Origin of the sequence: Kribbella caucasensis (assembly GCF_004361855.1) — a bacterium.
Taxonomy (GTDB): Bacteria; Actinomycetota; Actinomycetes; order Propionibacteriales; family Kribbellaceae; genus Kribbella; species Kribbella caucasensis.
This window is the reverse complement of the sequence record NZ_SNWQ01000016.1, coordinates 210,029-233,751: the sequence shown is the minus strand read 5'-3', so window position 1 is coordinate 233,751 and position 23,723 is coordinate 210,029. Positions and strand designations below refer to the sequence as shown.

Below are 23,723 nucleotides of genomic sequence, written 5' to 3'. Positions count from 1 at the left end.
GTCTAGCCGCGAAGGATGGGCCGGAGAGCTTCCAAGACAGCCGGGTCCTCGATGGTTGACGGGACAGGTTCGTCGCGGCCGTCGGCGATGCCGCGCATGGTCTTGCGGAGGATCTTGCCGGATCGGGTCTTGGGCAGCGCCTCCACGACCGAGACGTCCCGGAACGCGGCGACCGGGCCGATGTCCCGGCGGACCGCGGCCACCAGTTGGTCCCGCAGTACGGACTCGTCGATGTCGACGCCGGCCTTGAGGACGACCAGGCCGCGTGGGAGTTGGCCCTTGAGCGAGTCGTGGACGCCGATCACCGCGCATTCGGCCACCGCGGGATGCGCCGCGAGGACGGCTTCCATGCTGCCGGTGGACAGCCGGTGCCCGGCGACGTTGATGACGTCATCCGTTCGGCCCATCACGAAGATGTAGCCGTCGGCATCGAGATACCCGGAGTCGCCGGTCAGGTAGTGGCCGTCGTACCGGCTGAGGTAGTTGTCGACGTACCGCTGGTCGTCGCCCCAGAGCGTCGGCAACGCGCCCGGCGGGAGCGGCAGCCGGATCGCGATGGACCCCTCCTCCCCCGGCGCCTGCTGAACGCCATCGCCGTCAAGAATCCGCACGTCCCACCCCGGCAGCGGCACGGTCGCCGAGCCGGGCCTGGTCGGCAGCGGTTCGAGTCCGCGCGGATTGGCGGCGATCGGCCAGCCGGTCTCGGTCTGCCACCAGTGGTCCACGACCGGTACGCCGAGCTTGTCGTGCGCCCAGTGATACGTCTCGGGATCGAGTCGCTCACCGGCCAGGAACAGAGTCCGGAAGCCGCTCAGGTCGTACTTCACCAGCTCGGTCCCGTCCGGGTCCACCTTCTTGATCGCCCGGAGCGCGGTCGGAGCCGTGAACAACGCCTTCGCCCGATGCTCCGAGATCACCCGCCAGAACGCACCAGCATCCGGAGTGCCGACCGGCTTGCCCTCATACAGAACGGTGGTCGCACCGATCAGCAGCGGCGCGTAGACGATGTACGAGTGGCCCACGACCCAGCCGACATCGGACGCCGTCCACCAGACGTCACCGGGATGGATGTCGTAGACCGCCCGCATCGACCAGGCCAGAGCGACCGCGTGACCACCGTTGTCGCGCACCACGCCTTTCGGCTTCCCGGTCGTGCCGGAGGTGTAGAGGATGTACAGCGGATCGGTCGCGGCCACCGGCACCGGATCAGCCGGCTGGGCATCAGCGACCAACGCGACCCAGTCGAGATCGCGCTCGCCGAGTTTCGCTGGTGCGATCTCGCGCTGCAGCACGATCGTCCGCTCCGGCCGGTGCTCCGAGAGCGTGAGTGCTTCCTCGATGATCGGCAGGTACTCCACGATCCGGGTCGGCTCGATCCCGCAGGACGCGGCGACGATCACCTTCGGCCGCGCGTCGTCGATCCGGGCAGCCAGTTCCTTCGGCGCGAACCCGCCGAACACGACCGAGTGGATCGCGCCGAGCCGGGCGCACGCGAGCATCGTGACAACCGCCTCCGGCACCATCGGCAGATAGACGATCACCCGGTCGCCGGCCCCGACGCCGAGCGACTTCAGCGCCCCGGCGAAGACGGCCACCTGGTCCCGGAGCTCGGCGTACGTGTAACTGCGGGTGCTCCCGGTGACTGGCGAGTCGTAGATCAGCGCGGTCCGGTCGCCGTGGCCCGCCTCGACGTGCCGATCGAGGGCGTTGTACGACGTGTTCAGCTCGCCGTCGGGGAACCACCGGTAGAGCGGCGCGGCCGAGTCGTCCAGCGCGCGGGTCGGCGGCTTGGTCCAGGAGATCGCGGCCGCGGCGTCCAGCCAGAAGCTCTCGGGATCAGCCAGGCTGCGGCGGTAACTTTCCTCATACGCTCCCATGCCCGCAGTCTGGCAGGCTTGAGGCATGACGGTAACTCGTGACGATGTGCAGGCGGCGGCTCGCCGGATCGAGGGGCGGGTACGGCGGACCCCGGTGCTCCAGCTTTCGCCGACGCTCGCCTTCAAGCTGGAACTGGTGCAACACGTCGGCTCGTTCAAGCCACGCGGCATGTTCAACCGGATGCTCTCCGCGAAGGAACGCGGCACCCTCACCGGCCAGGGCGTCGTCACCGCATCCGGCGGCAACGCCGGTCTCGCCGTCGCGTACGCCGCCCGCGAACTCGGCGTACCGGGCCGGATCTTCGTCCCGGAGAGCGCTCCCCCGGCCAAGATCGCGCGACTGCGGACCCTCGACGCAGATGTCGTCCAGGTGGGCAGCGAGTACGCCGAGGCGTACGCCGCCGCCGTCACCGCGAGCGACGAGTCGGGTGCGCTCTTCGTGCACGCCTACGACCAGCCGGAAGTGGTCGCCGGGCAGGGCACGCTCGGCCTGGAACTCCTCGAGCAGGCCGACGGCTTCGACACCGTCCTGGTCGCGGTGGGTGGCGGTGGCCTGATCGCCGGGATCGCGACGGCCATCGGCGACCGGGCCCGCGTCGTCGGCGTCGAACCCGAGCTCGCGCCCACGATGGCCCGCACCCTCGAGGCAGACGACCTGATCGACGTCCAGGTCGGCGGGATCGCGGCCGACTCGCTTGGCGCCCGGCGGTTCGGGGCGATCGCGTTCGAGGCGGTCAAGACGTACGGCGTACCGTCCGTGCTGGTCGGCGAGGACGCGATCGTTGCCGCTCGCAATGAGTTCTGGCGGGAGTACCGGCTCGCGGTCGAGCACGGCGCGGCGGTCACGCTGGCGGCGTTGCGGTCGGGTGCGTATCAGCCGGCGTCCGATGAGCGGGTCGTCGTGGTGGTGTGCGGCGCGAACACCGACCCGTCCACGCTCGCCTGAAGCCTTCGGCCAGATCGCCGGTCTACGCAGCGTTACTCAGCGGTCTCTCAGGAGCCGGCGGCCATCATGTGAGCTGACCGCTCGCTGCCCCCCGAGCCAAGGTTGTGACCGATGAATCTGCTGCCGTGGATCCTAGGTGCCGATGCCCTCCTGCTCATCGTGATCGCCGTCGCCGGCGGGATCGCGGAGGCTCGTGCCGCCCGCGCCCGCCGACGTGCTGAGGAAGCCGACTGGGCCCTCCTCTACTCCTGGCTCAGGCAACCGCCGCCTCAGGTTCCCGATGCTGGCCCCGCCTCTTGGCAAAACGGAGATAGAAGGCCGGGACCACAAACAGGTTGAGCAGGGTGGCCGTGATCAGGCCGCCGATGATGACCACCGCCATCGGGTGCTCGATCTCCTGCCCCGGGATCGACCCGGTGACCAGCAGCGGGATCAGCGCGAGCCCGGTGGTCAGTACCGTCATCATGATCGGCACCAGCCGTTCCTTCGCGCCCCGGATCACCAGCTCGGGCCCGAACGGCATGCCCTCTTCCTCCTCCAGATGCTTGCAGTGACTGATCAGCATGATCCCGTTCCGGGCCACGATCCCGAACACGGTCAGGAACCCGACCAGTGAACCCAGCGAGATCACCTTCGACCCCAGGTACGCCGCGATCAGCCCGCCGACCAACGCGATCGGCAGGGTCACGAAGGTGAGCATCGCCAGTCGCCAGCTCCGGTACGACGCCTGCAACAGCAGCAGGATCCCGATGCCGGCCGCGATCGCGAAGATCAGCAGCCGTTGCTGCGCCGCCTGCCGCTCGGTGTACTCGCCGAGCATCTCCGCGCGGAACTCGAGCGGCATCTCCACCTGTTCGAGCCGGTTCTCGATGTCCTCGACCACGGATCCCAGGTCACGGGTCCCGTCGAGCTCGGCGCCCACGTCGATGTTCCGGAACAGGTCCTCGTGCTGCACCACGTTCGGCACCGAGACGATGCTGATGTCGGCGACCTGGTTCAGCCGCACGTGGCCGCCGCCCGGCCGGTCGATCAGCAGGTTCTCCAGGTCGGTGATGCTGCGCCGCTTCTCCGGCGGGGTCCACAGCTGGACGTCGTACGCCTTGCCGGCCGTGTAGAGGTCGCCGGCCTCCTCGCCGGCCATCAACCAGGCGGCCGCTCGGCGGACGTCACCGGGTTTGAGACCGTACTTCTTCGCGTTCTCGAGATCGACCTCGACCCGGACCTGCGGAATGGCGTCCTGGAAGTCGGCGCTGTGATCGCCGACCCCGGGGACCTCGCCGACGATCTTGTTGATCTCCTCGGCCTTCGCCCGGAGTTGCTCCAGATCCGGCCCGAAGATCCGGATCGTGATCGGGTCGCTGGTCCCGGTCAGCACCTCCCGGATCCGTTCCTTCAGATAGGTGAGCACGTCGCGGAACACGCCGGGATAGCCGTCGACGGTCTGGCGGACACTGTTCACCGTCTCGTCGTAGTCGACCGACTTGTCGACGCTGATCCAGTTCTCGCCGAAGTACACGCCGTGCGGCTCGTCGCCGAAGAACGCGTTCCCGATATGCGATCCCGCGTTCTTCACGCCAGGGATCGTCAGCAACTCGGCGTTCACCTGTTGCGTCGTCCGGACCTGTTCCTGCAGGGAGATGTCGGGCTTGCCGAGCCAGTGCATCAGGAAATCGCGTTCCTTGAAGTTCGGCAGCAGGGACTGACCGAGCAGCGGCACCAGGACGAGCCCGACGGCCGTGGTGAGAGCGACCGCGACGTACCCGCGCCGCGGGCGTCGTACCAACCGGGTGAGCACCCATTCGTAGCCACGCTTCATCGGCGGGACGATGGGCGACTCGCGGTGCGCCAGCGACTTCGGGCTGCGGAAGAAGATCAGCGCCAGCGCGGGCGTGACCGTCAGCGCGACCAGCATCGACGCGCCCAGGGCGAGGGCGTACGCGACCGCCAGCGGGCGGAAGAAGGCCCCGGACAACCCCGCGAGCAGGAAGATCGGCGCGATCGCGACGATCTCGATCAGGGTCGCGTAGACGATCGCGGCCCGGACCTCCATCGACGCCTCCAGGATGATCTTGGCGGTCGACTTGGTGCTGCCCTCCTGGCGATGCTGACGCAACCGTCTGACGATGTTCTCGATCCCGATGATCGCGTCGTCGACGATGTCGCCCAGGGCTATCACGAAGCCGGCCAGCACCATCGTGTTGATCGTGGCACCGCGGAGGGTGAGCACGAGCAACGCGGCCAGCAGGGACAGCGGGATCGCCACGACACTGATGACCGCGGTCCGCCAGGAGTACAGGAACAGCACGAGCATCGCGATCATCAGCAGGGCGCCGAGGATCAGCGACCGGGTCAGGTTGTCGATCGCGTCCTCGATGAAGGTGGCCGGCCGGAAGATCGCGGAGTCGATGGCGATCCCCTGCAGACCGGGACGCATCTCGGCCAGCGCCTCCTCGACGCCCTTGGTGACGTCCAGGGTGTTGGCCCACGGCAACTTCTCGACGATCATCATCAGGCCTTCGCCCTCGTTGATCACCGCGTCACCGATCAGCGGCTGGTGATCCCGGACCAGGTTCGCCACGTCGCTGAGCTTGATCTGCCGGCCGTCGAGGGTCTGGATCGGCAGGTTGGCCAGGTGATCGTGGTTCACGATCGGCGTCACGTGCCGGATCCCGATCCGCCCGGTCGAGCTGTCGACGAAGCCGCCGCGGCCGATGAAGTTGCCGTCGGAGTACCGCTGCAGGCCGGCGTCCAGCGCGTTCGCGGTGGTCGTCATCACGCGGTCGAGGGTGACCTTCTGCGTGGCCATCCGCTCCGGGTCGGCCTGCACCTGGAGCATCTCCAGCCGCTCGCCCCAGATCGGCACGTTGGCGACACCGGGGACCTGGAGCAGCCGGGCCCGGATCTTCCAGTACGCCGTCATGGACAGATCCATCATGTCCAGGTTCGGATCATCCGACGTCAGGCCGATCTTCAGCACCCGGCTGGTCGCGGACATCGGCTGGAGCATGACTGGCGGCGCTGCCCAGGTCGGCAAGGTCGGCGTGATCGCGGCGATCCGCTCCGCGACGTTCTGGCGTGCGGTGAGCAGATCAGTGCCCTCGTCGAAGAGCAGCACGACCTGCGACAACTGCTCGACCGACCGGGATCGGACGGTCTTGACGCCAGGAATCGCGTTCAGCGACTGCTCCATCGGGACCGTGATCAGCTCTTCGACCTCCGTCGGCCCCAACCCGACGGCCAGTGTGTGCACCTCGACCTTCGGCGGCGCGAACTCAGGGAACACGTCGACCGCGGACTTACCCAGCTGCTGGACTCCGAAGAACATCAGGAACGCGGTCAGTGCCACCACAAGGAACCGGAACCTGAGACTCGACGCGACGATCAAACGCATCACCGCACCGCCCCCCTCTCTTTGTCGCCTGGTCGGCGGTTCAGTGACCGATTTCTTCTTCGACGCCGTACAGCGAAGGCACGCCGACGGTGGCCACCTTGGTGCCGGCGGCCGGACCGCTCAGCAGGTAGGCGAGATCGCCGGCCTGCCGCTGGATCTTGATCTCATGCCGGATGAACACGCCCGTTTCGGGATTCGTGTAGACCCACCACTTCCCCTTCGGGTCCACGAACACCGCGGCGGACGGGACGACCAGCAGGTTCGCCGACTTCTCGACCGGCTTGGTCTCGAGGGCGATCCGCTTCAGCGCCTCCGGCTCCAGTACGATCCGCGGATGGTCGCTGCCGGCCACCTCCTCGATATGGGCGGGCTCGTGGCTGACCTTGTACTTGTCCGTGACCGTCCCGCCGCAAGCGGAGGAGACGAGCAGGACGGTGATCAGTCCCGCGGCCGCGCGACGCAACCTAGGCATCGTCCGGCCCCCGTCCCGCCCCTGCTCCTGCTTCCTTCGAGGCCGACACCGGACTCACCTCGGGGACCGGAGCCTCCTCCGGGACCGGGATCTCCTCGGGGACCGGCGGCACCGGTTCGTCGGCCCACATGTCCTGCTCGGCGATCGAGCCGAACCGCAGATACACGACCGGTACGACGTACAGGGTGACCGCCGCCGTCGTCAGCAGGCCGCCGACCAGCACGACCGCCATCGCGTGCAGGATCTCGAATCCCGGTTCACCGCCGATGACGACGATCGGCGCGAGCAGGATCATTGCCGCCAGCATCGACATCAGGCCGGGCGCCATCGCCTGCCTGGTGCCGGCGACAACGAGATCGGGACCGAACCGCATCCCGTCGTCCCGCTGCAGCCGCTGGTACCGCCGGATCAGCAGGATCACCGTCCGCGCGGCGATCCCGAGGACGCCGACCAGCCCGGCGACCGAGCCGAGGCTCAACGTCCGGCCGGTCAGGATGACCGCTGCGACGCCACCGACCAGGGCCAGCGGCAGAGCCAGGTACGCGATCAGCGCGAGCCGCCAGCTCCCGAAGGCCGCCTGCAGCAACAGGAACACCGCGATCGCCGCGGCGATCGCCAAAGCGATCAGCTGCGATCGGTCGGCCTGCTGCTCCTCATACCCGCCCAGCATCTCGGCGTGGTATTCCAGCGGGAACTGCACCTGCGCGAGCCGGGTGCTGACGTCGCCGGCGACGTCGCTGACGTCGCGCCCGGCCACGTCGGCGATCACGTCGAGGTACGGCGCGACGGCCTCGTGCCGGATCACGGTCGGGTTCGGCACGATCTCGACCTTCGCCACGTCACCGAGCCGGACATGCCCGCCGAACGGCGTGTCGATCAGTAGCTTCTCCATGTCGGCCACGTCCTGCCGGATCTCCGGCTTGCCCCAGACCACGACGTCGAACACCTTCTGCTGGTCGAACAGGTTGCCGACCGTCAGACCGCCCATCAGCGCGGTCGCGGCCCGGCGTACGTCGCCAGGTTTGACGCCGGCGGCCTGGGCCTTGGCGAGGTCGACCTGGACCTGCGCGGCGGGCTCTTCGAGGGCCCGGTCGACGTTCACCGTGGCCACTCCGTGGATCCCGGTCATCAGGTCGCGGATCTCGTTCGCCTTGCTGTTCAGCTGTTCGGGATTCTCCCCGTAGACGCGGACGACCAGATCGTCGACGGACTGGCCGAGGACGTCGGTGACGCGTTCGTCCGAGTAGGTGAGGACGTCGGTCGTCACCCCGGACAGGCCGCGGACCGTGTTCCGGATTGAGCTCAGGGTCGCGTCGTAGTCGGCGTCCGGACCGACCTTGACCCAGATCTCGCCCGAGTTGACGTTGACGACCTGGTCCGACGCGATCGCCCGGCCGACCTGGCCGCCGACGTTGACGACACCCGGTACCGAGCCGAGCTGCTGGACGGCCTGCTTGGTGATCTCTGTCATCTTCGGCAGCGACGTACCGGGCGGTGCCTCGACGTGGACCAGGACGTCGCGTTCCTTCAGCGACGGCCGTAGCGACGCGTTCAGGAAGGGCAGGGCGATCAAGCCGATCAAGGCCAGGACCCCGGCGGCGATCAGGGCTGTACGGGTGCGGGTGACCAGGCCGGGTGCCTTGCGGTCGTAGCCGCTGCCGAGCCGGCGGGTAAGCCGCGACTGCCGGGCCTTGCCACCGGACAAGAGCATCAGGGCGAGCACCGGCGTCAGCGTCACGGCGATCAGCATCGACGCACTGACGGCGAGCAGGTAGGAGAGCACCATCGGCGGCAGGAACGCGCCGCCTTCGCCGTTCAGGAAGAAGAACGGCACAGTCGCCGCGACGACGATGAGGACCGCGTAGAGGACTCCGCTGCGCATCGCCGCGGACTCACTCACGACCGCGAGAGCGGTCGACTCGCTGTCCTTCTCCCGGCGCTCACGAAGCCTGGCACCGAGGCCGTGCGCGTCGGTCATCGCGTCATGGACGATGGCGGTGAGACCGAGTACGAGCCCGGCGACGACCATGAAGTTGATCGGGGCGTCCCGCAGGTACAGCACCACGGCCGCCACGGCCAGCGGTACCGGGATCGCCACGAGGGCGACCAGCGCGCGGCGCCAGTCCCAGAAGAGCAGGATGATCAGCACCAGCAGGAGTGCTCCGCCGATCGCCAGCGCCCACTGGAGATCGTTGAAGGACGACTCGATGAAGGTCGCCGGCCGGTACAGGGACGAGTCGATCTGCAGTCCGCTGAGGCCAGGCTTCATCGCGTCCAGAGCGGCCTCGACGTCCTTGGTCACCTGGACGGTGTCGGCGCCGGGGAACTTCTCGACCACGAGCAGCTGGCATTCCGTGCCGCCCGGGCAGATGGCGTCGCCGATCAGTGGCTGGTGATTCTCGACCACCTGGGCGACCTCGCCCAAGGTCTTCGAGGTCGGCCGGCCGGCCGAACTCTCCAACGGGACCTGGGCCAGCTCTTCGGCGGTCGTGATCGTCTGCTGGTGGAAGATGTCGAGCCGTTGGTTCACCGTGTCAATGAACCCACCGGTGCCCGGGGTGGACGCCTCCAGGAAGGTCAGCGGCGACACCTCGAGCGCGTTACCGGCGGTCTCGATGACGTCGGCCAGCGTCGTTCGGTTCTGCTGCAACTGCTGGGGATCGACGAGCACCTGCAGCTGCCGGTCGCGGAATCCCCACACGGTCACGTTGGCGACACCCGGCACCGCCATCAGTCGCGGCGTGATCACCCAGCGGGCGAGCACGGACTGGTCGATCGGGGTCAGCGAGTCCGAGGAGATCTTGATCATCGACAGCCGGCTGGTGGACGACAGCGGCTGGATCATCTGCGGCAACTTCGACACCTGCGGCAACCCCGCCACGGCAGTTGCCTGGGACAATCGTTCCTGCACGACCTGGCGCGCGTCCAGCAGGTCCGTGCCCGGCTCGAACGTCATGACGACCGAGGACAGACCGGGCATCGACACCGACTCGATCTTGTCCAGGAACGGGACGCCGGCCAGCAGGTCCTGCTCCAGCGGGACGGTGACCATCTGCTCGATCTCTTCGGCCGACAGCCCCAACGCCTCGGTCTGGACCTCGACCGTCGTCGGCTTGAACTCGGGTAGCGCATCCACCCGGGACTTGCCGATCTGGACGATGCCGAGGACGATCACCCCGACCGCTACGGCGACGACCAGCCGCCGGAATCTCAGGCTCGAAGATACAATCCAACGCATGATTGTCGCGCCCCTCCCCAGCGGGAGGCAGCACCGGGGGGACGCGCACGGCAGACGATGCCGTGCACCGGATCCCCCGGACCGCACCCCCTGCCTCAATCCCACGTAGCGGTGGTACTGCCTACGTGAGCCCCTTATTCGGAGAGTAGGGCCGAGGAGAACCCACGTCAACGCGCCGGTTCTCAGGACTTTCTCAGCGACCTCCGCGCATAATCCTCACCCGCCACCGGCAGCCTGACCCGGAACCGGGCGCCGCCGAGCGGTGCGTCCCCGACCTCGACCACGCCGTCGTGCGCCTTCACGATGTCGGCGACGATGGCGAGTCCGAGTCCGGCGCCGCCGTGATCGCGATCCCGGGCGCCGTCGAGTCGGGTGAAGCGCTCGAAGATCTCCTGCCGGCGCTCGACCGGTACGCCGGGCCCGTCGTCGTCCACCGTCAGCACCGCCTCGTCACCGTCGATCGAGAGGCCGATGCGGACCTCCCGGGTGGCATGCGCGACCGCGTTGTCGACGAGGTTGCGGACGAGTTGTTCCAGCAGCAGAGCGTCGCCGGTCACCTGGACGGGCTCGACATCATGGCGGTCGACCCGCACCGGACTGCCTGTGGGTGACCGCTCCGAACCGCCGGCATCGATTCGCCCGCGAGCACCGGCGACGACGGTGTCCACGACGTCGTCGAGGTCGACCGTCGTGCGGGTCCGCCCGAGTGTGCCCGCATCGGCACGGGCCAGCAGCAACAACTGCTCCTCGAGTTGCTGCATCCGGACCGTCTCGTCGAGTAGGTCGGCGCTGATCTCGTCCCAGTCGACCGGACGATGGCTGGCCCGTGCGGTCTCGAGCTGGGTCCGCAGACTGGCGATCGGGCTGCGCAACTCGTGCGCGGTGTCGGCGACAAACCGGCGCTGGCGTTCCGCGCTGTCCTGGAGCCGGGCGAGCATCGCGTTCACCGTCCGCGCGAGCCGGCCGATCTCGTCGTACTGCGGAGGTTCGGACACCCGTCGGTCGAGGCGCCGGCCGGTGATCGCGGCGGCCTCCCGCCGGATCGTCTCCACCGGCGCGAGGGTCCGGCCGAGGACGGTCCACATCGCCACCGACAGCAGCAGGACGAAGATCGGGATCGCGGCGAGGAACACCTGGCCGACCAGGGTGACCGTCTCGTCGATCTCCTCGACCGAGACCGCGACGTACACGGTCGCCGGGCCGGACGGCGTACCGATACCGTGGGCGACTATGCGGTACGGGCCGGGGTCGCCGACCGGCAGGCTGTCGACGCTGATCTCCCGGGTGGAGCCGGGCGGCTGGCGGGGCAGCTCGAGGGCCGGTTTGCCGGCGATGTTCGCGCTGGAGACGAGGATCCTGCCGTCGGTGCCGACGACCTGCACCAGGTCCCCCTCATGGCCGATGGGGGCGAAATCCGGCAGCGCGTTCCCTGCCGCGAGTGCACCCAGGTCGCGGGCCCGGAGCCGGCTGGCGTCCATCGCCTCATCGATCATCACCGTCCGCAGCGTCACGGCGAGCGCCGCGCCGCCGACCATCAGGACCACGGCCGTCGCCGCCGCCGCGATCAGCATCATCCGCGTCCGCAACGACGGATGCCGCCGCCACCAGGATGTTCGCTCCGGTCGGTCAACCATCAGCCGTGCCCAGGAGGTAGCCGTGGCCGCGGATCGTCTCGATCGTTGCGGTGCCGAACGGCTGGTCGATCTTGCGGCGCAGATAGCCGACGTACACCTCGACGACGTTCGGCTCACGGTCGAAGTCCGCGCCCCAGACGTGATCGAGGATCTCGGCCTTGGACCGGGTCTGGCCTACGTTCCGCATCAGGTACTCCAGCAGCGAGAACTCCCGGCGGGTCAGCTCGATCTCGACCTCGCCGCGGTGGACTGTGCGCCGCGCCGGGTCGAGCTCGAGATCCCCGACCACCAGCTTCGCCGGCCGAGCCGGAGCACCACGGCGCAACAGGGCGTTCAGCCGAGCGATCAGGACGAGATACGAGAACGGCTTGCGCAGGAAGTCGTCGGCACCGAGATCGAGCCCGCGCGCTTCGGTGTCGTCGCTGTCCTTGGCGGTGAGAATCAGGATCGGAGTCCAGTTACCCTCGGCCCGCAGCCGCTTGCACACCTCGTACCCCGACAGCCCGGGCAGCATGAGGTCGAGCACGATCGCGTCGAACTGCTGCTCCTGGGCCAGCCACAACCCGGTGTCGCCGTCGTACGCCAGCTCGACGGCGAACCCGTGATCCGCCAGCCCGTGGCCGATCGCGCGCGCCAGCCGGCGCTCGTCCTCGACCACCAGGATGTGCACAGCATCTCCCATCACTTCATCGGCGCGGTCCGGCCGTAGACGTCCTTGCTGTACCCGTACGCGCGCTTCTCCAGTTTGAACGCCTCGGCCCTAGCCTGGGCGAGACCGGCCTTGCTCAGGCGCTGCACGCCGACCAGTTCCAGCGTTTCCTTGGTCGGGTCGTTGCCGTAGTACCCGACCCGCACGTTGCCGACGCCGGCCGCGTAGTACTTCAGCTGGTGCGCGCCCGGCTCTGCCGCGGACCATTCGTCGGTGATCAGCACGCCCTGGAAACAGCCTGCCTTGACGCAGGTCTTCTGGTTCGCCTTGAAGACCTTGGCCCGGTCGGACCATCCGACTGCGGGACCCCAACCCTGTGCGTAGCTGCTGCCGTCGGTCGGCGGTTGCGCCTTCATGCTGATACCGGCCTGCGCGCCCTTGACACCGTGGATCCAGGCGGGTGCCTCCACGACCTGGCCCTCCTCATACACCTCCGGGTACTCGCCGAAGCGCCAGACGTCGCCGTTGTCGGCCTGGGCGACGAACGCCAGCTCGGCCTCCTCCAGCACACCCTCTTTGAAGTCCCGCTCCCAGAGCACCACGTTGGGCACACCGTCGATGACCTTGACGAGGTCGGTGACGATGACCGTCAGCGTGTGCCCGAAGGTTTCGCCGTCCTCGATCGTCTGGCCGCTGTAGTTCAACCGGGTGCCAGGCCGCAGCGGGTACCACTTGTTGGTGACCGTCGTCGAGCGTTTGAACGCGGTCCGGTCGTACCCCGGTTGCGGGCCTGTCTCCGGTCGCTTGACCGGGGTGCTGGTCTTCTTCGTGGGCGGTGTGGTCGTCGGCGTTGTGGTCGGGCTCGCGTCCGGTCTGCTGGTCGGTGTGGCTGTTGACTGGGCCGGCGTCTGGACCCCGGTCGTGTCGCCGGACGAACAAGCGACCAAGGCCAGTGGACCGGCGAGTCCGGCTGCCAGGGCAAACGTGTATCCGATGCGTATCCTGCGCATCTGCTTTCCTCCCCCATGGCGTCCGGTCGCAGGCCGGCGGCCTGTTCCCCCGACTGGATGCCCGTGAGCAGAGTGTCGCGCGCTTGGCCCGTCTTGAGAAAGGGCCCGGAGGTTTCGCTCGGGAATCAATTTCGGCGCACCCCCTTGCCGATCGGGGATTCCCGGCGCACCCTGACCGCAAGGCGCACGGGGTATCGCGGTGCGTGATCGCGCTGCGTACGACGATCACCGCTGCGCCCGATGAGGGGGCGTGATGGGGGAATTGCGCAGTTCAGGGCCGGAGCGAGGCGATCGACTATGCCCGGCGAAGTAGCGCTTGAAGCGAGTGGCTTGCGGAAGTCGTACGGGCGGCTGGTGGCCGTGGAGTCGCTCGAGCTGCGGGTCGCGGCCGGTACGGTGCTGGGCGTTCTCGGGCCCAACGGTGCCGGCAAGACGACCGCCATCCGGATGCTGACCACGATCCTGCCGCCCGACAGTGGGTCATTCACGGTCGCCGGCGTACCGCACACCCGGCCGACCGCGATCCGCCGCCGGGTCGGGGTCCTGCCGGAGAGCGCGGGGTATCCACTCGGCCAGTCCGGCGAGGAATGGCTGCGGTACCACGCCGAGTTGTTCGGCCGGAGTCGCGCCGACGCCCGGGACACGGCCCGGAGGCTGCTCGCGGATGTCGGCCTGGCGGATCGTGGACCGGCACTCATCGCCGGTTACAGCAGGGGCATGCGGCAACGACTCGGGATCGCCCGCGCGTTGGTGAACGACCCGGACGTCGTCTTCCTCGACGAGCCGACCCTCGGCCTCGACCCGATGGGCCAGGCCCAGATGCTCGACCTGATCGGCCGGATCTCCCGCGAGCGCGGTGCGACGGTCTTCCTCAGCACCCACGTGCTGGCCGACGTCGAACAGGTCTGCGACCGTGTGGTCATTCTCAACCGCGGCAAGGTGGTTGCCGAAGGCACCGTCGCCGAGGTGGTCCGGCAGGCGGCCGCGCCACGCCACGGGCAGGTGAAGATCCCGCCCGAGCTGCTCGACCGCGCCCTGGCCGCGCTGGCCCGTACCGAGGTGCTCGCGGTGGCGAACGGCGGCGGCCGGCTGGGCGAGCTGGAACTGAGCATGCCCGCCGGGCTCGAGCTCGAAGCCGCCGCCACCCAGGCGATCAAGAGCCTGCTCGAAGCAGGCGTGCCGGTGCTCGGGTTCACCTTGGAGGGTGGGCGACTCAGCGACGCCTTCCTCGCCGTCACCGAGGAGGTCTCATGACCCTCGATGCCAAGCCAGCAGCCGCCGGGCCGGCAGCGCGAGCGGGACGCCCGTCCTGGCTGGTCGTCGCCGACCGGGAGGTCCGTGACCTCTGGCTGGGTGGACGCGCGCTGATCCTGCTGTTCGCCTACGCGGTCGTGCTCAGCGTGACCACCTATCTGACGGCCACCAACGAGGCGCTCAACTTCCTCGAACAGCGCGAGTCCGTCAGCCTCACCTTGCAGGTCGCGGTCGCGATCGGCGTCCTGCTCACCCTGCTCGCCGCCGCGGACGCGTTCAGCGGCGAGCGGGAGCGCGGCACCCTCGAATCGCTCCTGCTCGCCCCGGTCTCCCGCCGATCGCTTGCCCTCGGCAAGGGGATCGCCGCGCTGTCGATGTGGTTCGCGGCGTTCGTGATCTCGGTGCCCTACATCTGGTACCTCGCTCGCGGCGTCGGTGTGGTCCGGACCTCGTTGCTGAACGGACTCCTGGTGGGTTCTCTGCTCGCCCTGACGATGGTCGGCCTCGGCCTGCTGATCAGCATGTTCGCCGGGTCGAACCGAGTCAGCCTGTCGGTCAGCGTCTTCACCCTGCTCGCGTTGTTCGCGCCGACCCAGATGCCGACCTCGGCGCAGCGCGGCTGGTTCGGGGATCTGCTGCTGCGCGCCGACCCGTTCACCGCCGCCCTGCGCTACCTCGGCCGCGTGATCATCAACGCCCGTACCTTCGCCCAGGAAGGTCATTGGCTGATCGGGCCGGCGATCGTTGCCGGCATCGCCCTGGTGCTGGCATTCGCCGTCGCGGGACGGATCAGACTCGGAGGCCGGGAATGACCAGGTACTACGGGACTGTGGTGGCCGCGCTCGCAACCCTGGCCGCCGTCGCGCTGCCTGGCCCGACACCCTCCCCGGGCGCTCCCGGCGCACAGGGTTGGGCAATCGTCGCTGGACCGGCGCAGGTCGCGGCTGTTGACGTGGTGACGGTCGAACTGGACAAGACCCAGGCCGCGATCGGGCTCGGCCAGAATATGAAGTTCATCTCCACCGTGCGCAACCCGGGCGAGCAGGAGGTCAGCGGCGCGATCGCCCACCTCAACGTGCTAGCCGTCGACGCAGGCGTCTACGTCGACCCCGAGGACTGGTCCGGCGAGCGCACGCAGTACCTGGACCCGATCGGTGGCGGTGAGGAGGAGACGCTGGAGTGGGAGATACAGGCCGTGAACAGCGGCCGGTTCATCGTCTACGTGGCGATCACCTCGTCCGAGGCCGCCGGTGCGGTCATCGCGAGCAAGTCGCTCCGGCTCGACGTCGCCGCCGAACGCACGCTCGACGCCAGCGGCCTGGTGCCGATCGCGGCCGGCGTACCGGGTCTGCTCGTACTGCTGATGGGGCTCGTCATGGTCCGCCGCCGACGGCACCGGCCGAAGAACGGGCCGGCTGACAACGGCTGACGTCAGGTACGGCGGCTGGGGCGGTCGTCGGCCAGCACCCACGCGGCGACGACACCGCCGATCGCGCCGAACAGGTGGCCCTGCCAGGAGATCCCGTCCTGCGGCAGCAGACCGCCGAGCAGCGCGCTCCCCCAGACCAGCACGACCACCACGCCGATCAGGACCTGGCCGAGCCGCCGGTTGAAGACGCCGCGCGCGATCAGATACGCCGCATACCCGAAGACCAGACCGCTCGCGCCGATCGTGATGGTGTTCGGCGGTGAGACCAGCCAGGTGCCGAGCCCACCGAGCACCGCGGCCAGCGCGGTCACCGCGAACAACCGGGCGGCCCCGCTGACCGCGATCAGGGCGCCGAGGGTGACCAACGGCAGAGTGTTCGAGATCAGGTGGCCGAACCCGAGATGCAGGAACGGCGCCGCGACGATCCCGACCAGGCCGTCCGGCTGGCGGGCGATGATGCCGTACTGATCCAGCTCGCCGTTCAGCGCTGTGTCGACGATCTCGCTGATCCACATCAGGCCGACCAGCGCGATCAGCAGCTTGATCCCGCCGCCGATGCGGGAGGCGTCGACAGCACTACTGCTGCGCCGCGCCGGGGTCGGATAGCTCATATGTCAACGATGCCCGATCGGGCCAAATCTCCGCTTCTCGACGCGCGCCGGGTCATTATCGGGCCGACCTGTGTGACAATGTGCGATCTGTAGGTCGCTGTGCGCGATCGTTCGCTGGGCCCGTCCGCCCCGCACCCCGGAGGAACCTGTAATGCCGCTTGCCGTCTACGTGCTCGCGTCGGCGATCTTCGCCCAAGGCACGTCCGAGCTGATGCTGGCAGGCCTGCTCCCCGAACTGTCCGCCGATCTGCACGTCTCCATCCCGGCGGCCGGGCTGCTGATCTCGGCGTTCGCGGCGGGCATGCTGGTCGGCGCACCCGTGCTGGCGGTGATCACGTTGCGCTGGCCCCGTCGTACGACGCTGCTCGTGTTCATCGCCGTCTTCGCGCTCACCCACGTGATCGGCGCGCTGACGGCGGACTACGGCGTCCTGCTGGCCAGCCGGATCGTGGGAGCCTTCGTGTACGCCGGATTCTGGGCGGTGGCCGCCGTCGCCGCGATCGGGCTCGTCCCCATCGGTTCCCGCGCGAAGGCGATGAGCGTCGTCACCGGTGGGCTGACGGTCGCCACCATCATCGGCCTGCCCGCCGGCACGGTGATCGGTCAGCGCCTGGGCTGGCAGGCGGCGTTCTGGACGGTCGCTCTGTTGTCGGTGCTTTCGGCGGTCGGTATCGCGAAGACCATCCCGTCCGGGCGACCCGACCGGCCCGCCGCCGGCGACGCGCCGAGCCTGACCGATGAGTTGCGCATGATGGCGAATCGTCGGCTGTGGCTGTCCTACGCGACGACCGCGCTCGTCACGGCCGCGATCATGGTGACCTTCAGCTACCTCGCTCCCCTGCTCACCGGCGACACCGGCCTGCCCGCCGGCGCCATCCCCGCGGTGCTCGGCCTGTACGGCGTGGGGTCGCTGATCGGCATCACGCTCGGCGGACGTACTGCAGACGCGTTGCCCATCCACACCCTGGCCGTCGGGATCACCGGGATTTGTGCCCTCTCCGTGGTGCTCGCGGTGTGGGCGCAGGTCCCGATAATCGCGATCGGCACTGTGTTCCTGCTCGGCGGGTTCGGGTTCGCCACGAACCCGGCGCTCAACGCGCGGGTGTTCAGCCTGGCCGAGAACGCGCCGACGCTGGCCACCGCGATCAACTTCTCCGCCTTCAACGTCGGCATCACGATCGGGCCGTGGCTCGGTGGGCTGGCCATTGACGCCGGGACGGGCTATCCAGCGCTCGGCTGGATAGCCGCCGTCCTCGGGGTACTTGCTTTGGTCACCGTTCTGTTCGCCCTGCTCCCGGTCCGGGCGCGGCGGACGGCCAGGGTCATTTGATCGGGGTCAGTTGACCGGGCCGCTCGGGTCGATGTGGCTCGGGTCGAAGTCGGCGCGCCGGTGGAACACGTACTTGTTCAGCAGCCAGGTGATCGCCCACAGCCCGATTCCGACGACCATCAGCCAGCCGGCGATCTTGTAGTCGTCGGTGGCCCGGCCCGACAGGGGGCTGGCCAGGTAGACACACAGGATCGCGCCTAGCACCGGCAGCGCGGTCGGCGCGTGGAAGTGCTTGTGCTCCACCCGGTCGCGCCGCAGTACCAGCACCGCCACGTTGACGATCGCGAAGACGCACAGCAGCAGGAACGCCGTCGTCCCACCGAGTGCGGCGAGGTCGGCGTACCCGATCAGGAAGAACGCCAGCAGCGTGGTGAACAGGATCGCCACCCACGGCGTCCGGCGCCGGGGCAGGATGCGGCCGAGCGGGCCGGGCAGCACCTTCTCGTGCGACATGCCGTAGAGCAGCCGGCTGGCCATCAGCATGTTGATCAGCGCCGAGTTGGCCACCGCGAACATCGTGATCCAGGCGAAGAGCTTCAGCGGGAACCCAGGCGCCCCGGCCTGGACGACCTGGAGCAGCGGGGTCGAGCCCTTGTTCAGATCCTCCGGCGACACCAGCGTGACCGCTGAGATCGCGACCAGTACGTAGATGGCGCCGGTGACGCACAGGCCGATCAGCATGATCTTCGGGAAGATCCGGACCGGGTCCTTGGTCTCCTCGGCCATGTTCACCGAGTCCTCGAAGCCGACCATCGCGAAGAATGCCAGCGCGGTCGCGGCGGTGACCGCGCCGAACGCGGTGTCGCCCTCGGGTGTGTTGAACTCGGTCAGCCGGGACGTGTCACCGTCGCCGCCGGCCAGCGCCCACATACCGATCCCGATCACGATCAGCAGACCGGACAGCTCGACACAGGTCAGCACCACGTTGGCCTTGACGCTCTCGCCCACACCGCGAAGGTTGACCAGGGCAATCAACGCCATGAAGGTCAACGAGGTGATCATCAGCAGCGAGCCGCGTTCGGGATCGATCCCGGCCGCGTTGAAGAAGTTCGCCGCGAACGCCTTCGACGCGCTGGACGCCGAGGTCAGACCCGAGCACATCACCGCGAAGGTGAGCAGGAAGGTGAGGAAGTGGATCCCGAAAGCCTTGTGCGTGTAGACCGCGGCACCACCCGCCCGGGGGTACTTGGTCACCAACTCCAGGTAGGCCGTCGCGGTCAGCAGGGCCACCACGAACGCGCTCAGGAACGGCAACCAGACGGCGCCGCCCACCTCGCCCGCGACCTTGCCCGTCAGGGCATACACACCTGTGCCGAGGATGTCACCGACCACGAACAGCAACAGCAGCCCGGGCCCCATCACCCGCTTCAGTTCAGGCCGGTCATGACCCGCCGAGGTCGTCGTACTGGCGCTCTCACTCATCCTCTGCCTCCTCTGTCGCGTGGCTGCAGTCGATCACACACCCGGTGTCACCGCGCGGATCCGCAGAGTGTCGGAACCCGTGGGCTGCGAAGATAACCCGGTGATGCACCTTCGTCTCATCGTCCCATCGGATCGCACCGACCGCGTCCTGAACACGCTCGTCGCCGACCAGCGGGTGACCAGCATCGTGGCGTTACCCGGCGCCGCGCATCGCCCGAGTGGTGATGTGATCGAGTGCGATGTGACTCGCGAAGCGACCTCGGACGTCCTGTCCTGGTTGAAGAAGCAGGGACTGTACGACGAGGGGTCGGTCGCCCTGTCCCCGGTCGGCGCCACGCCGTCGCGTAACGCGAGGGAGACGGAGAAGGCGGCCCCCGGTGCTCCCGACGACGCGGTGATCTGGGACGCGGTGGTCGACCAGGCGTACAACGAGGCCAGTGGATCCTGGGCGTACTACACCTTCCTCACTCTGGCCACGATGATCGCGGCCGTTGCCGTGGTCACCGATTCCTCGATCCTGGTGGTCGGGGCGATGGTCGTCGGCCCGGAGTTCGGGGTGGTGGCCGCGCTGGCGGTCGGCCTCACGCTGCGGCGGAAGGGCCTGTGCTGGCAGTCGGTGCGACTGCTCGTGCTCGGTTTCGCCCTGGCCATCGTGCTCACCGCGATCGCCGCACTGCTCGCCCGGGCGGTCGGCTGGATCGACACCGAGAACGTCACCGCCGCCCGTCCACTGACCGGGTTCATCTGGCGGCCGGACAAGTGGTCCGCCGTGGTCGCCGTATTGGCCGGTGCCGCAGGTGTGCTGTCGCAGACGGCCGGCCGGGCGAACGCCCTCGTCGGTGTCTTCATCTCGGTCACCACCGTGCCGGCGGCCGGCGACCTCGCGTTGTCGACGGCATTGTGGGTGCCGGACCATATCGGCGGTGCGGCCGCGCAGCTCGGGATCAACCTCGCCGGGATGACCGCGGCAGGTGTCGTCACGCTGCTGCTGCAGCGTTTCATCTGGCGCCAGTACATCGTGAGGAGGAGACCGGGTGCGAGCGTTGAGGCTTGACCGGGCGTCCCCTGTCCGATCCGCCCGCACCCGGCCGTTCAGTGGATCGGAATCGCTCCGATCACGGTCTGCTCGATGCTGCCACCGGCCGCATCGGTCGCAACAGCCTTCAGCGACAACGACTTTCCGGGCAGTAGCGACCAGGGTGGGATGATGACCCGGTAGCCCGACGAAGCCGGTACGGCGATGGCCGGCTGCCAGTGGGCGCCGTCATCGGTCGAGTAGGACAGTCGGGCACCGGTCACCCGGCTCGCGGTCGATCCCCGCAGATGATCGACCAGCAGGTCGACCTGCAACGGGCGCCAAGCAGCCGCACGTCCCTCGGCGTCCACCTCCGCGTCGTAGCTCACGTCGAGCAGTGCAGGCGGTACCCCGGTCGCCTTCGTCGGGTCAGGCGGTTCCGAGGTGAAGTTCCACGTCGTCTCGGCCCGGCTCGACCTCCCGATCACCGCGGGATCAAGCGCCCAACTCTGCTCGAGCCGGAACCGTCCCGGCCCGTTGGGGATCTGGAAATAGCTCGAGCCGCCCGCAACCTCGCCGGCCAGGACGCCTTCGCGATACACGGCCAACCGGCGGCTCTGGTACGTCGACGCCGGTGGCTTGCTGTTGTGGAAGGCATCGGCGAGCCCCATGTCGACGAACAGATAGCTCTTCGTATGGGAGCCGCTGAACACCGCCGGATGCAGCACCAGCCCGAACGTCCGCTCGACCCGGGCGCCTGGTTCGAACGGCAGGTTCGCCCGATCGCACAGCCTGGTGGTCTTCGTCGTGGTCGCGGTCAGGCACTGGTTCCAGAGCGCGCCGGCGTCGGCGGTGAGCAGTTCGATCTGCTTCGCCGGGACGTTCGCCGATCGCTTGCTCACCCAGCCGACGCCGGTCTCCTTCGTCGTCCAGGCACGTTCCACGATCTGCTGGCCGGCCCCGGACACGGTGCCGAAGGTGTTCTCGACCCGCGCCATCCGGAGCACGTCCCACCGGCTCAGCCGTGGCGTCAGCGGCTGAGCGAAGCGGTCCTTCACGAGCAGCAGTTCGTACGCGGCCGGATCACCCGGGCGCACCTGGCCCACGGGTTCGAGTCGCCACCGGTTCGAGGCCTCGAAGGATCCGGAGCCGGTGAGCTTGACCGTGGGCTGGACGAATACCGTCCCAGCCGCGATCTGCTCGGCCCCGAAGAAATAGAAGTCGCTCAGTCCGCGACCGTTGCCGTGCCGCGAAATGCTCAACGCCGACTCGGCCAGCTTCGTCTGGCGACCTTCGACAGTCGGCTCCGTCAGCACTTGCGCCTTCCGCGCGTCGAGCACGTACGATGTGTCGCCGGTGAACGCGAGTTCCGCGGTACCGGTCAGGGCGAACGTCTCCGGCCGGTCGCCATCGGCGGGAGTCTCGACGGCCGAGAAGATGGTCAGCCGGCCGGGATCGAGGCGCGCCCGGGCGGCTCCGTTCGCGTCGAGCGTCAGGTTGATCGAGCCGCCGTTGGCGTAGTTGAAGACGCTCACCTGCCCACCCGCGTACGGCGTACCGGTGCGGTCGTAGGCCTTGACGGTGAGGTCGTAGCGCTCGGGTTCGTCGTACGCGCCGAAGGCCAGCCGCAATCGGTCGCCGAACGAGACACCGCCTTGCCAGAAGCCGTCGGGCAAGAGTGCGGGATCGACCGTGATGGTCGTCGACGCTGTGCCGCCGGCGGGAACGGTCACGGTTGCAGGTGTTGCGACGACTGCGTCGGCTGGTGCGTCGCCGTTGGTTGAGCTGCGTTCGGTGTCGACGACCGGCAGGGTCACTTCGGTGGTACCGGTGTTGGTCAGGGTGACGACGCGGCTGCGCGGGGCCTTGTCCGGGTAGCGGAGGTAGGCAAAGTCGAGTGACGAGACGTCGGCGGTCAGGGTATTCGTGGATGCGCGGTCCAGGTCGAGGCGTCCGCCGCCGGAAGACCAGCCTGTGTAGACGGCCGTGGTGTCGGCTGCGTTGACCAGGTCGGACTTGAGTTGCTGCCATGAGTGGGTCGGGTGCTGCTGGAGCATCAGGGCGGCGGCTCCCGTGACGATCGGGGTGGCCTGGGAGGTGCCGGTCATCGGGACGTACAGGCTCGTGTCGCGAGCACCAGCGCGGGCGCCGGCGATGCTCACGCCCGGCGCGGAAAGGTCGGGCTTGAGCCGGTACGAACCGCGCGTGGGGCCCTCGCTGGAGAAGATCGCCTGCTTGTCGGCGGCGTCCACCGCGCCGACCGTCAGCGCTGAGGCGGCGACACCGGGGCTGCCGATCGTGTACGGGTTCCAGCCGAGGTTGCCGCGGTTGCCGGCGGCCGCGACGAACAGGGTGCCGGTCTCGGCCGTCAGCCGGTCGAGCGCCTGGGCGACCAGGTCGTCGCCGTCGGAGGCGGCGGCGCTCAGGCTGAGGTTGACCAGGTCGGCACCTTGGGCGGCGGCCCATTCCATCCCGGCGATCACCCAGGACTCCTGACCGAAGCCGTTGGCCGCCAGCACCTTGCCGGAGATCAGGTCGACCGCGGGTGCGATGCCTTGCCGGGCTCCGTCGGATCCGGCGCCGCTGCCGGCGATGAGGGAGGCGACGTGGGTGCCGTGGCCGTTGTCGTCCTCGGCGCTGCCGGTGTTGGTGAAGTCGGCGGCCGTGGTGACCTTGCCGGCCAGTGCTGGGTGGCCCGTGTCCGTCCCGGTGTCGAGTACGGCGACCTTCACTCCGCGGCCGTCGAGTCCGCGCGCCCAGGCCGTTGGTGCTTTGACCTGGTTGAGGTACGGATCGGTCGGGGCGGCTGTCGAGTTTGTTGCCGAAGTGGTGACGGAAGTCGAGGCAACGCCCAGACGACGGTCGAGCCACACCTTTCCGGTTGCCGCCCGACGCGTCGTGAGCGAGTTCGTCAGGCTGCCGTCCTTGGCGGCGGTTCCAGCGCTGGCGCCGAGACTCCGCAGTGCGAGGCCGGATCGCAGCCCGACAACCCCGGCGCCTTGTGTGATCACGGGGATATCGGCCCGGTGGGCGTCGTCGTACTGCATCTCGACCAGACCGGTCACGTCGAACAACGCCGGGTCGAGCACGTCACCGACCAGCTTCGCCACCGTTGACGGGATCACGGTCACCCGGCCGGCGTCGCGGCGTACGGAGAAGGACGTGCCTTCGACGCGCGGCTCGATCCGGATCGCGGGCGCACCGGTCTCGTCCGGAGCGTCCAGCACGACGAGGTCGCCGGTGATCAGGGTGATACGCGTGCTTGATTCCTTCCCCGCCCCACCGCCCCGGTCAGGCCCTTCTCCAGCCGCCGGGACAGCGGCTGGAGAAGGGACGGCCGACGCGGCTGCCGAGGGTGTCAGGGTCAGGGGAATCAGCAGCGCGCCGGAGAGCAGGAACGACAGCAACAGGGCAACGGGGCGGGACGGGTGCGGGGACACTGTCC

16 protein-coding genes are annotated in these 23,723 nt (G+C 68.7%); 6 read left to right on the top strand and 10 right to left on the bottom strand.

Translation table 11 applies throughout. From position 1 onward, the window contains the following. Positions 1 to 2 precede the first annotated feature (2 nt). Positions 3 to 1,877 carry a propionyl-CoA synthetase gene (locus EV643_RS29750; RefSeq protein WP_133803471.1) on the bottom strand — a complete coding sequence of 625 codons (1,875 nt, stop codon included), beginning with the start codon at positions 1,875 to 1,877 and terminating at the stop codon, positions 3 to 5. Between the two features lie 25 nt (positions 1,878 to 1,902). On the opposite strand from EV643_RS29750, the gene EV643_RS29745 reads away from it, so the two are divergent. Then, positions 1,903 to 2,823: a threonine/serine dehydratase gene (locus EV643_RS29745; RefSeq protein ID WP_133803470.1), complete on the top strand. Its 921-nt coding sequence runs from the start codon at positions 1,903 to 1,905 to the stop codon at positions 2,821 to 2,823. 253 nt (positions 2,824 to 3,076) lie between these two features. Here EV643_RS29745 and EV643_RS29740 read toward each other — a convergent pair whose 3' ends face one another. From EV643_RS29740 to EV643_RS29715, 6 genes are all read right to left on the bottom strand, one after another. Further along, the gene (locus EV643_RS29740) at positions 3,077 to 6,214 is read right to left on the bottom strand and encodes an efflux RND transporter permease subunit (RefSeq protein WP_133803469.1); all 3,138 of its coding nucleotides are present in this window, start codon (positions 6,212 to 6,214) and stop codon (positions 3,077 to 3,079) included. 40 nt (positions 6,215 to 6,254) lie between these two features. Then, positions 6,255 to 6,686 (bottom strand): efflux RND transporter periplasmic adaptor subunit, encoded by a 432-nt coding sequence (locus EV643_RS29735; RefSeq protein WP_133803468.1) that lies wholly within the window; start codon positions 6,684 to 6,686, stop codon positions 6,255 to 6,257. Continuing rightward, positions 6,679 to 9,924 (bottom strand): efflux RND transporter permease subunit, encoded by a 3,246-nt coding sequence (locus tag EV643_RS29730; RefSeq protein ID WP_133803467.1) that lies wholly within the window; start codon positions 9,922 to 9,924, stop codon positions 6,679 to 6,681. Before EV643_RS29730 ends, EV643_RS29735 begins: the two co-directional genes overlap by 8 nt. A gap of 182 nt (positions 9,925 to 10,106) precedes the next feature. Next, the gene (locus EV643_RS29725; protein ID WP_238165887.1) at positions 10,107 to 11,558 is read right to left on the bottom strand and encodes an ATP-binding protein; all 1,452 of its coding nucleotides are present in this window, start codon (positions 11,556 to 11,558) and stop codon (positions 10,107 to 10,109) included. Next, a complete protein-coding gene (locus tag EV643_RS29720) occupies positions 11,551 to 12,240 on the bottom strand; it encodes a response regulator transcription factor (protein ID WP_440589980.1) in 690 nt (229 codons plus the stop codon). Before EV643_RS29720 ends, EV643_RS29725 begins: the two co-directional genes overlap by 8 nt. Then, the gene (locus EV643_RS29715) at positions 12,240 to 13,217 is read right to left on the bottom strand and encodes a hypothetical protein (RefSeq protein WP_133803466.1); all 978 of its coding nucleotides are present in this window, start codon (positions 13,215 to 13,217) and stop codon (positions 12,240 to 12,242) included. Before EV643_RS29715 ends, EV643_RS29720 begins: the two co-directional genes overlap by 1 nt. A 297-nt stretch (positions 13,218 to 13,514) precedes the next feature. On the opposite strand from EV643_RS29715, the gene EV643_RS29710 reads away from it, so the two are divergent. The 3 genes from EV643_RS29710 to EV643_RS29700 are packed head-to-tail and all read left to right on the top strand — an operon-like array spanning position 13,515 to position 15,900. Further along, entirely contained in the window at positions 13,515 to 14,471 is a 957-nt protein-coding gene (locus tag EV643_RS29710; protein ID WP_133803465.1) for an ABC transporter ATP-binding protein, read from the top strand. Beyond that, positions 14,468 to 15,283, top strand: a complete 816-nt coding sequence (locus EV643_RS29705) for an ABC transporter permease (protein ID WP_133803464.1) — start codon at positions 14,468 to 14,470, stop codon at positions 15,281 to 15,283. The genes EV643_RS29710 and EV643_RS29705 overlap by 4 nt, the downstream gene beginning before the upstream one ends. Then, the gene (locus tag EV643_RS29700; RefSeq protein ID WP_133803463.1) at positions 15,280 to 15,900 is read left to right on the top strand and encodes a hypothetical protein; all 621 of its coding nucleotides are present in this window, start codon (positions 15,280 to 15,282) and stop codon (positions 15,898 to 15,900) included. Before EV643_RS29705 ends, EV643_RS29700 begins: the two co-directional genes overlap by 4 nt. 2 nt (positions 15,901 to 15,902) lie before the next feature. Here the strand turns inward: EV643_RS29700 and EV643_RS29695 are convergent, their stop codons facing one another. After that, a complete protein-coding gene (locus EV643_RS29695) occupies positions 15,903 to 16,511 on the bottom strand; it encodes a rhomboid family intramembrane serine protease (RefSeq protein ID WP_133803462.1) in 609 nt (202 codons plus the stop codon). Between the two features lie 151 nt (positions 16,512 to 16,662). On the opposite strand from EV643_RS29695, the gene EV643_RS29690 reads away from it, so the two are divergent. Next, positions 16,663 to 17,841, top strand: coding sequence for a Cmx/CmrA family chloramphenicol efflux MFS transporter (locus tag EV643_RS29690; protein WP_133803461.1), 1,179 nt, complete (start codon positions 16,663 to 16,665; stop codon positions 17,839 to 17,841). A gap of 6 nt (positions 17,842 to 17,847) precedes the next feature. Here the strand turns inward: EV643_RS29690 and EV643_RS29685 are convergent, their stop codons facing one another. Further along, positions 17,848 to 19,263, bottom strand: a complete 1,416-nt coding sequence (locus EV643_RS29685) for an APC family permease (RefSeq protein WP_133803460.1) — start codon at positions 19,261 to 19,263, stop codon at positions 17,848 to 17,850. 103 nt (positions 19,264 to 19,366) lie between these two features. On the opposite strand from EV643_RS29685, the gene EV643_RS29680 reads away from it, so the two are divergent. Continuing rightward, positions 19,367 to 20,317 carry a DUF389 domain-containing protein gene (locus EV643_RS29680; protein WP_133803506.1) on the top strand — a complete coding sequence of 317 codons (951 nt, stop codon included), beginning with the start codon at positions 19,367 to 19,369 and terminating at the stop codon, positions 20,315 to 20,317. A gap of 38 nt (positions 20,318 to 20,355) precedes the next feature. Here the strand turns inward: EV643_RS29680 and EV643_RS29675 are convergent, their stop codons facing one another. Beyond that, a complete protein-coding gene (locus tag EV643_RS29675; protein WP_133803459.1) occupies positions 20,356 to 23,718 on the bottom strand; it encodes a S8 family serine peptidase in 3,363 nt (1,120 codons plus the stop codon). Positions 23,719 to 23,723: the final 5 nt, after the last annotated feature.